This is a genomic window from Bradyrhizobium sp. UFLA06-06, assembly GCF_054820065.1.
This window is the reverse complement of the sequence record NZ_JADFUD010000087.1, coordinates 20736-27922: the sequence shown is the minus strand read 5'-3', so window position 1 is coordinate 27922 and position 7187 is coordinate 20736. Positions and strand designations below refer to the sequence as shown.

Here is a 7187-nt window from a genome sequence, read left to right as displayed (position 1 = left end):
GATATCGACGGGCGTGCCATGCGACGGTTTGATGACACGGGCGAATGATTGCGCGGCGAATCGCCCCGACGTGAAGACGACATCGGCCATGTTGCAGGTCAGGTACTCCACCAGGAACCCGTGCGCAGGGCTATGACCTTCCGGTGGCGCAACGTCGACCAGCGAAGCCATCCGCGTCTTCCAGACCTCGAACTGCTCCGAGGGCGGATAGTGTCGTGTCGAGAACAGCCGCGGCGGCGCGGGGGTTACATCCCTGATGTTCCGCGGCTCGCGCGGCAAGGGAACGTGTTCCAGGAACTGCGCTGCGTGTGCCGGCGTCTTGTCGTCTTCTTGCATGTACTTTCGTGCCCCGTTGGCGCCGACGAACGTTGGCTCAACGGAGGCGCATTCCCAAGGTTGCGTCGCCGGCCGCTCACAGACCGGCGAATTTCGGGGAGACAAGGAAGAGGCATTTCGGGATTCGGACATCGACGACTTACGCCGGCCGCTCCCGATAGGGTTGACGCAGGTTCCTCTGGCAGTCGTGCTCGCACATGGCGTTCATCATTGTCGCGTCATTGCCGTGTCCGGCTCGGATGCTCCGTCACGAGCAGGCTTGACTGATCTAGAGAACAATCTGCGCGAGAACCAGAGGGGCGGCAACGCGCGGCGTGCAGAAATCCAAGATTGCGTTCATGCGATGCGATCGGGCAACGCATCATCGCAGAGTGTTCAGAAAATTTTCTCGATCTCCGCGCCTGGACGAAACGCATGTCGCTGCAAAGGCGCCACCTAAGCACGGTAGATGACATATCGAGAATCCCACGCATGATCGCATTGCGAACGCTCTTGCCCAATCATGCGGCAATCCACCGCCTGCGACGTGAATGCAATCCGTACGAATCGAACACACGCGAGGCGTACATGCGCGCGCACGCTGCGGCATTCACATGTGAGCGTCGAGATGACGAAAGTCACAAGTGCCCGTCGAATTTTTCTACGAGCACAGCGCGCTGAGCAAAGCAGGCGGGCTCGCGCCGTCCCGCGAGGTCATGCCGAGCGCAACGCGAGAGAAGACCTTGCCGCTGGTGCTCAAGCCTGCACGCGCGCGGACTTCCTGTAATCAGCGGTTCCGGCGCGCAGCAGATCGCAGAATTGAAGTGCGAGACGGCTTCGCGGCCGCTGCGACGGAAGCAGCAACATGGTCGCGATCTCCAACCGTGGCACGAACGGCTTGAGTACGATTCTGGAGCTTGCAAAATCCCGGGCCACGATCGGGTCGACGATCGAGAAACCCAGCCCCTGTGCAACCAGGGCACAACGCTGCATGCTGTACTGGATCTCCGCGACCGTCTTGATCTCGACCTTGGCCTCATCGAGGATGCGTTCAAAGCGGGACCGATGCGGTGCGCTCGGGGAAGCTGCGATCATGGGCTCTCCCCGCAGATCTTGCGCTGCGATCGATCGCTTCGAGCGCAACCGGTGCTGGCGGGGCAGGACGCAGACCGCCTCCGTTGTCATGAGGAGCTCGTCGTCGACCGCGGCAAACCCCGCCTGCGGCCGCGCCAGTCCGACGTCGCATTGTCCCGAGGCCACCAGACTCCAGACGCGCTCGGGGCTGTGGACAGCCACGGATACGACGATGTCGGGATTCTTCCGCAGGAAGCTGCTGACGATCTGCGGCATCAACGAATAGGTGAACGCCGGAAGACATGCGATCCTGAGCGTCCCGCTGCCGCGCTCGCGAATGCCGCGCGCGGCGCGCGCCAGATACTCGAGGCCGGCCTGGTTTCTCTCGACCTCGCGCAGGAATATCTCGCCTTCCGGCGTCAGCGTGACGCCGCCTCGCCCGCGTTCGAACAACGCAAAACCGATCTCGCGCTCGAGACGTGCGATCGCGCGGCTGATGAATGGCTGCCCCACCCGAAGGCTCAAGGCAGCCTTCGTGATTCCGTTGTGGCGCACGACCTCTCGAAACAGGTCGATATGTCTTGGATTCAGGGGCATGACCAATTTGCATATGAACTGGCGTTCCGGTCATTTGACGGCATGCTGATCGGGTGCGTCAATAGGGCATGTACCCGTCGAGCAACCATGCGAGCCTCGCCACCGACCGCATCCTGTTGACCAGGATGACCGGCCCGCAGTCATCGCGCGCGCAGCAGCTTCGCGACGCAGCCATGCTGCGGCGGCTCGATCGCGGCACATCTGACCGCCCGAACACCGCGCGCCTGGCGGCGGCACGGGACCAGGTCGACACCGCAGCCGCGTTCGCAATCGAGGCCGCGGGATCGGGAGACCTGCTCGGCGTTTCCGGGTTCGGCGCGATCGACCGGCGCGAGAAGCGGGCTACGTTCGCCCCCATCTGGAGCATCGGACAACTGGACGAGGCCATGCTCGTCAGTCACGTTGCACATCTCATGACGCGGTATGCGTTCGAGGTGCTCGACGTCGAGCGGGCCGAGCTGCATCTGGACTGGCGCCTGAGGCACATGCTTGATCTCTACGCCGCCCTCGGCTTCCGCTGCGAAGGAAGGCTTCGCGCATATTTCGCTGCTGATGAAGGTCCGTCCGCCGATGCTGCGGTCCTGAGCTCGGTTCGCTCCGAATGGCCCTCCGTTGTGCGTCGGCAGCGCGGGGTTCTCGCCGGCGAAACGTGGCGCTACCGGCTTCCGTCCGACCGCCCTCCATAGCGGCGGCCAAGCTCGGACAAAACGATGTCACGCGAATGCGGGCGTATGACTCACCGGCAGCGCAATACACTCAGTGGGTCCCTGCGAAAGCAGGGACCCATAACCACCGAAGGTGATTGTTGCGCGATGACTGAACGACGAATCCCTTCAACAGCATCCGCCGCGGAGTATGGGTCCCTGCTTTCGCACGACGACGCCTGGAGGGAGCCGCGGCCCCTCGGTTCAAATACTGCTGTCTCTGGAATACCCGCCTGCGCGGATGACATTGCGCTGTTTGACAGGTTGAAGCAGAAACCACGACTTCGTCGTTGTGACGCGTGGCTTGCCGAGCCGAAGCTCTCGGCCGCAAGCCCGCCTCCGCCCGTTGGGCTTCGGCGCGGCATCCTTCACTCGCTGCGCGAGCGAAGGATGGTGGGTGCGACAGGGATCGAACCTGTGACCCCTACCATGTCAAGGTAGTGCTCTCCCGCTGAGCTACGCACCCAAAGCGTATTTGGATCGGGTCCCTATAACGGACGGCGGCGGGGCAGGCAAGGATACAAAGTGAAGGTTTTTTGGCGAATCAGGCCGCTAGCAACTTGTTCACTTCGCTAACCAATTCCCTGAGGTGCACGGGCTTGGCCAGCACCTTGGCGTTTTTCGGCGCCTCCGAATCGGAATTGAGGGCCACCGCGGCAAAGCCGGTGATGAACATGATCTTGATATCGGGATCGAGTTCCGAGGCACGGCGCGCCAGCTCGATGCCGTCCATCTCGGGCATCACGATGTCGGTAAGCAGCATTTCGAACGGCTCCTCGCGCAGCCGCTGGTAGGCCGACATGCCGTTGTCGTGCGGCGAGACCTTGAAACCCGCGTTTTCGAGCGCCTTGACCAGGAAGCGGCGCATATCGGTGTCGTCTTCGGCGAGAAGTATTTTCGGCATGGCAGGAATCGTCGAATCCGGCTTGAGGAGCAGTCCGAACAGTTAGCCCGACTGACGGTAAATTTCGGGTGAAATTTGCGTCAAGCCAGCGGCAAATGCGCGCCACCCATTTGTGGACTGAACCGGACATCGAATCAACCGGGGCCGCATTTGCTGCTTTTAAGACGCGTTCCAGCCGAAACCACACTCTTTTCACTTGGCAGAATGATCGCGATTACCGACAATGTCTGCCCATAAATCTCCGCTTTTCCGGCACACTCAGTTGTTGCGGGGCGAGGCGGACGCAAGGGACGGCGCCAAGGGAATGACCGAATTTGCTGGCGAGTTGTCGCCCCCGTTCGAGATCGTTGAGCCGCAGGCCTGGCGCGCGCCCATCATCTTCAATTCCCCGCATTCGGGCTCGGTCTACCCGGCCGAATTCCTCGAGACGTCGCGAATCGACGTGGTGTCGCTGCGCCGCTCGGAAGATTCCTTCATGGACGAGCTGATCGCGGGCCTCAGCGATCGCGGCTTTCCGATCGTGCGGGTCAACTTCCCGCGCTCCTATGTCGACGTGAACCGCGAGCCCTACGAGCTCGACCCGCGCATGTTCACCGGGCGGCTGCCAAGCTTTGCCAATACGCGCTCGATGCGGGTGGCCGGCGGGCTCGGCACCATCCCGCGCGTGGTCGGCGACGGCCAGGAGATCTATCGCGAGCGGCTCGATGTCGACGAGGCGCTGCGCCGGATCGAGGTGCTCTACAAGCCCTATCACCGCGCGCTGCGCCGGCTGATCAACAAGGCGCACCAGGCGTTCGGCGCGGTGATCGTGGTCGACTGCCATTCGATGCCGTCGGTCGGCGTGTCGCGCGACGAGCCGCGCCGGCCCGACGTCGTGATCGGCGACCGCTACGGCACGAGCTGCGCGCCGCTCTTGCCCGACCTCGTCGAGGAGATCATGAGCTCGCTCGGCTATTCGATCGGCCGCAACAAGCCCTATGCCGGCGGCTTCATCACCGAGCATTACGGCAACCCGGCAAGCGGCCTGCACACCGTGCAGATCGAGCTCAACCGCGCGGTCTATATGGATGAGCGGCGCCGCGAGCGCGGGCCGCGCTTCGCGCAGGTGGCCGCCGACTTCGCCGCCCTGGCGGATGCGCTCGCGAAAATCCCGTTCGGCGATCTCGGCCCGTTCCAGGCGGCTGCGGAGTAATCAAGCCTTCGTCGGGCACTGCGATCCCGACGAAGTCATGAACCAAGAATTCAAGTTGGCGGCGCGATCAAGCGCCGAACTAGATTCTCAGTTCACTTGCGGAAACGACGGCCCAAGAAAAAAGGGCCGCTTGAATGAACAAGCGGCCCAAGTCTAGGGAGGAAACGCCCAAGGAGGGCAGCGATAGCGCGAGGCGCTACCGCACCGCAACAATATGCGACCGCGCTGCACAAAACGCAAGAACTTTCGAAACATTTCTTGGGTAATGTTGGAAAGTCTGGCGGAACTGCAACAGGCCGGCAGGGGCGGCTTTCCGTATGTAGGATCAATGCCTTACAAGAGAAGCCCCGAGCGGTCGGCGCTCCGCGCATAGCTTGTATACCAGAATTCGCAACTTCGTGATCGAGGCAGAGACCCGGGGCGCTTTCGAATCCGAAGCCAAATCGAAAGTCCGGAACCGCGTCGTCGGGCTGGATAACACTCCGTTAATCGTGCGCGCCGCGCCGGATTGAGCTAGGCAAGAACGCATCCGATTTCTACCGCGTCGTTTGCGCAGTTCAGGGACATGCCGTGACGGTCATCGACTTTACCGCCTTCATCGGCCGCCTCGCGACCGCATCCGGCGAAACCATCCTGCCGTTCTTCCGCACCTCGCTCTCGGTCGACAACAAGAGTTCGAACGATTTCGATCCGGTCACCGAGGCCGACCGGGCCGCGGAAGCCGTGATGCGGCGGCTGATCAAGTCGAACTTCCCCCAGCACGGCATCGTCGGCGAGGAGTTCGGCAATGAGCGCGAGGACGCCGACTATGTCTGGGTGCTCGATCCGATCGACGGCACGAAATCCTTCATCGCCGGCTTTCCGATCTGGGGCACGCTGATCGCGCTGCTGCACAAAGGTACGCCGGTATTCGGGATGATGCACCAGCCCTATATCGGCGAGCGCTTCTCGGGCGACAACGGCTCGGCGCACTACTCCGGCCCGTCGGGCGAACGGCGGCTCTCGGTGCGGCGCTGCGCCTCGCTGAAGGAGGCGACCGTCTTCACCACGAGCCCGCTGCTGATGAATCCGGATGACCGCGCCCGCTTCGGCCGCATCGAGAACGCGGCGCGCCTGTCGCGCTATGGCGGCGACTGCTACTCCTATTGCATGCTCGCTGCCGGCCATCTCGACCTCGTGGTCGAGACCGAGCTGAAGCCCTACGACATTGCCGGCCTGATCCCGATCGTCACCGGCGCCGGCGGCGTCGTCACCACCTGGGACGGCAAGCCGGCGCAAAGCGGCGGCCGGATCATCGCGGCGGGCGACCCGCGCGTGCACGAAGCGGCGATGAAGCTGCTGAACGCCTGAGTTCCTGGCCTGATTCTTGAGTTGCCGGGCGTCTGATCTGCGCCCATCCTGACCGCAACCAGAAAAGTCAGGGATGGGCGACATGACGATGTGCGGCAGGCTGCTGGCAGCCCTTCTCCTGCTTCTCGCGCCCGTCACGGCTTTCGCCCAGGATTTCCCGACCAAGCCGCTCCGGCTGATCGTGCCGTTCCCGCCCGGCGGGCCGAACGACATCATCGCGCGGGTGATCGGGCAGAAGATCTCGGAGCTCGCAAGGCAACCCGTCATCGTCGACAACCGCGCTGGCCAGGGCGGCGTGCTCGGCACCGACGCAGTCGCGAAGGCGGCGCCCGACGGCTACACGGTCGCGATCGCGAGCGCGGGCGCGCTGGCGATCAGCCCGAGCATGGAGAAGGTCGCCTACGACACGCTGAAGGACCTCGCGCCGGTGACGCTGGTCGCGACGGTGCCGGAGATGCTGGTGGTCGCCGCCAACGTGCCGGCGAAGAACATGAACGAACTGGTCGCGCTCGCCAAGGCGCAGCCGGGCAAGCTCAACTTCGCCTCCTCCGGCCCCGGCAGCCTGCCGCATCTCGCCTGCGAATTGTTCAAGCTGACGGCGAAGGTCGAGATCGTGCACGTGCCCTATCGCGGTGCCGCGCCGGCGGTGAACGACCTGCTGGGTCAGCAGGTGCAGATGACCTTCCTCGACCTGCCGGTGATCCTGCCGCAGATCAAGGCGGGCGCGCTGCGGCCGATCGCGCTCGGCGGCCGCGAACGCGCGCCGACCGCCCCCGACGTGCCGACCACCGCCGAGGCCGGCATGCCCGATCTGATCATCGAGAACTGGTACGGCATGGTCGCGCCGGGCGGAACGCCGCCGGCGATCGTCGCCAGGCTGAACCAATTCGCCACAGCGGCGATGGCCGATCCGATCGTCAAGCAAAAGCTCGCCGAGCAAGGCCTGACGCTGGCCGGCGACACGCCGGAGCATTTCCGCGACTTCATCGCTGCCGACATCAGGAAATGGGCGAAGGTGATCCAGGACGCCGGCGTGGTGACGTCGAAATGA

At 63.6% G+C, this 7187-nt stretch carries 6 protein-coding genes, 1 tRNA gene and 1 pseudogene; 4 read left to right on the top strand and 4 right to left on the bottom strand.

What is annotated here, in order from left to right:
* Together IF803_RS38955 and IF803_RS38950 are read right to left on the bottom strand one after the other, a co-directional pair.
* A pseudogene (locus IF803_RS38955) lies at positions 1-336 on the bottom strand (AraC family transcriptional regulator); the annotation flags it as partial.
* 735 nt (positions 337-1071) lie between these two features.
* The gene (locus tag IF803_RS38950) at positions 1072-1986 is read right to left on the bottom strand and encodes a LysR substrate-binding domain-containing protein (protein WP_461195792.1); all 915 of its coding nucleotides are present in this window, start codon (positions 1984-1986) and stop codon (positions 1072-1074) included.
* A gap of 68 nt (positions 1987-2054) precedes the next feature.
* On the opposite strand from IF803_RS38950, the gene IF803_RS38945 reads away from it, so the two are divergent.
* Positions 2055-2672 carry a GNAT family N-acetyltransferase gene (locus IF803_RS38945; protein WP_461195791.1) on the top strand — a complete coding sequence of 206 codons (618 nt, stop codon included), beginning with the start codon at positions 2055-2057 and terminating at the stop codon, positions 2670-2672.
* A gap of 409 nt (positions 2673-3081) precedes the next feature.
* On the opposite strand, the gene IF803_RS38940 is transcribed toward IF803_RS38945, so the two are convergent.
* A tRNA-Val gene (locus tag IF803_RS38940) sits at positions 3082-3156 on the bottom strand.
* 78 nt (positions 3157-3234) lie between these two features.
* Positions 3235-3594 (bottom strand): cell cycle two-component system response regulator CpdR, encoded by a 360-nt coding sequence (gene cpdR / locus IF803_RS38935; RefSeq protein WP_016843340.1) that lies wholly within the window; start codon positions 3592-3594, stop codon positions 3235-3237.
* Between the two features lie 304 nt (positions 3595-3898).
* Here cpdR and IF803_RS38930 point away from each other — a divergent pair, with 304 nt between their 5' ends.
* From IF803_RS38930 to IF803_RS38920, 3 genes are all read left to right on the top strand, one after another.
* On the top strand, positions 3899-4786 hold the full coding sequence (locus IF803_RS38930; protein ID WP_461195790.1) for an N-formylglutamate amidohydrolase: 888 nt from the start codon (positions 3899-3901) through the stop codon (positions 4784-4786).
* A gap of 570 nt (positions 4787-5356) precedes the next feature.
* Positions 5357-6136 (top strand): histidinol-phosphatase, encoded by a 780-nt coding sequence (hisN, locus tag IF803_RS38925; RefSeq protein WP_038384338.1) that lies wholly within the window; start codon positions 5357-5359, stop codon positions 6134-6136.
* 73 nt (positions 6137-6209) lie between these two features.
* Positions 6210-7187, top strand: coding sequence for a tripartite tricarboxylate transporter substrate binding protein (locus IF803_RS38920; protein ID WP_461195789.1), 978 nt, complete (start codon positions 6210-6212; stop codon positions 7185-7187).

Coding starts and splice junctions, on each gene's coding strand:
- IF803_RS38950 (WP_461195792.1), bottom strand. CDS start 1,986: ATGCCCCTGAATCCAAGACATATCGACCTGTTTCGAGAGGTCGTGCGC.
- IF803_RS38945 (WP_461195791.1), top strand. CDS start 2,055: ATGTACCCGTCGAGCAACCATGCGAGCCTCGCCACCGACCGCATCCTG.
- cpdR (WP_016843340.1), bottom strand. CDS start 3,594: ATGCCGAAAATACTTCTCGCCGAAGACGACACCGATATGCGCCGCTTC.
- IF803_RS38930 (WP_461195790.1), top strand. CDS start 3,899: ATGACCGAATTTGCTGGCGAGTTGTCGCCCCCGTTCGAGATCGTTGAG.
- IF803_RS38920 (WP_461195789.1), top strand. CDS start 6,210: ATGGGCGACATGACGATGTGCGGCAGGCTGCTGGCAGCCCTTCTCCTG.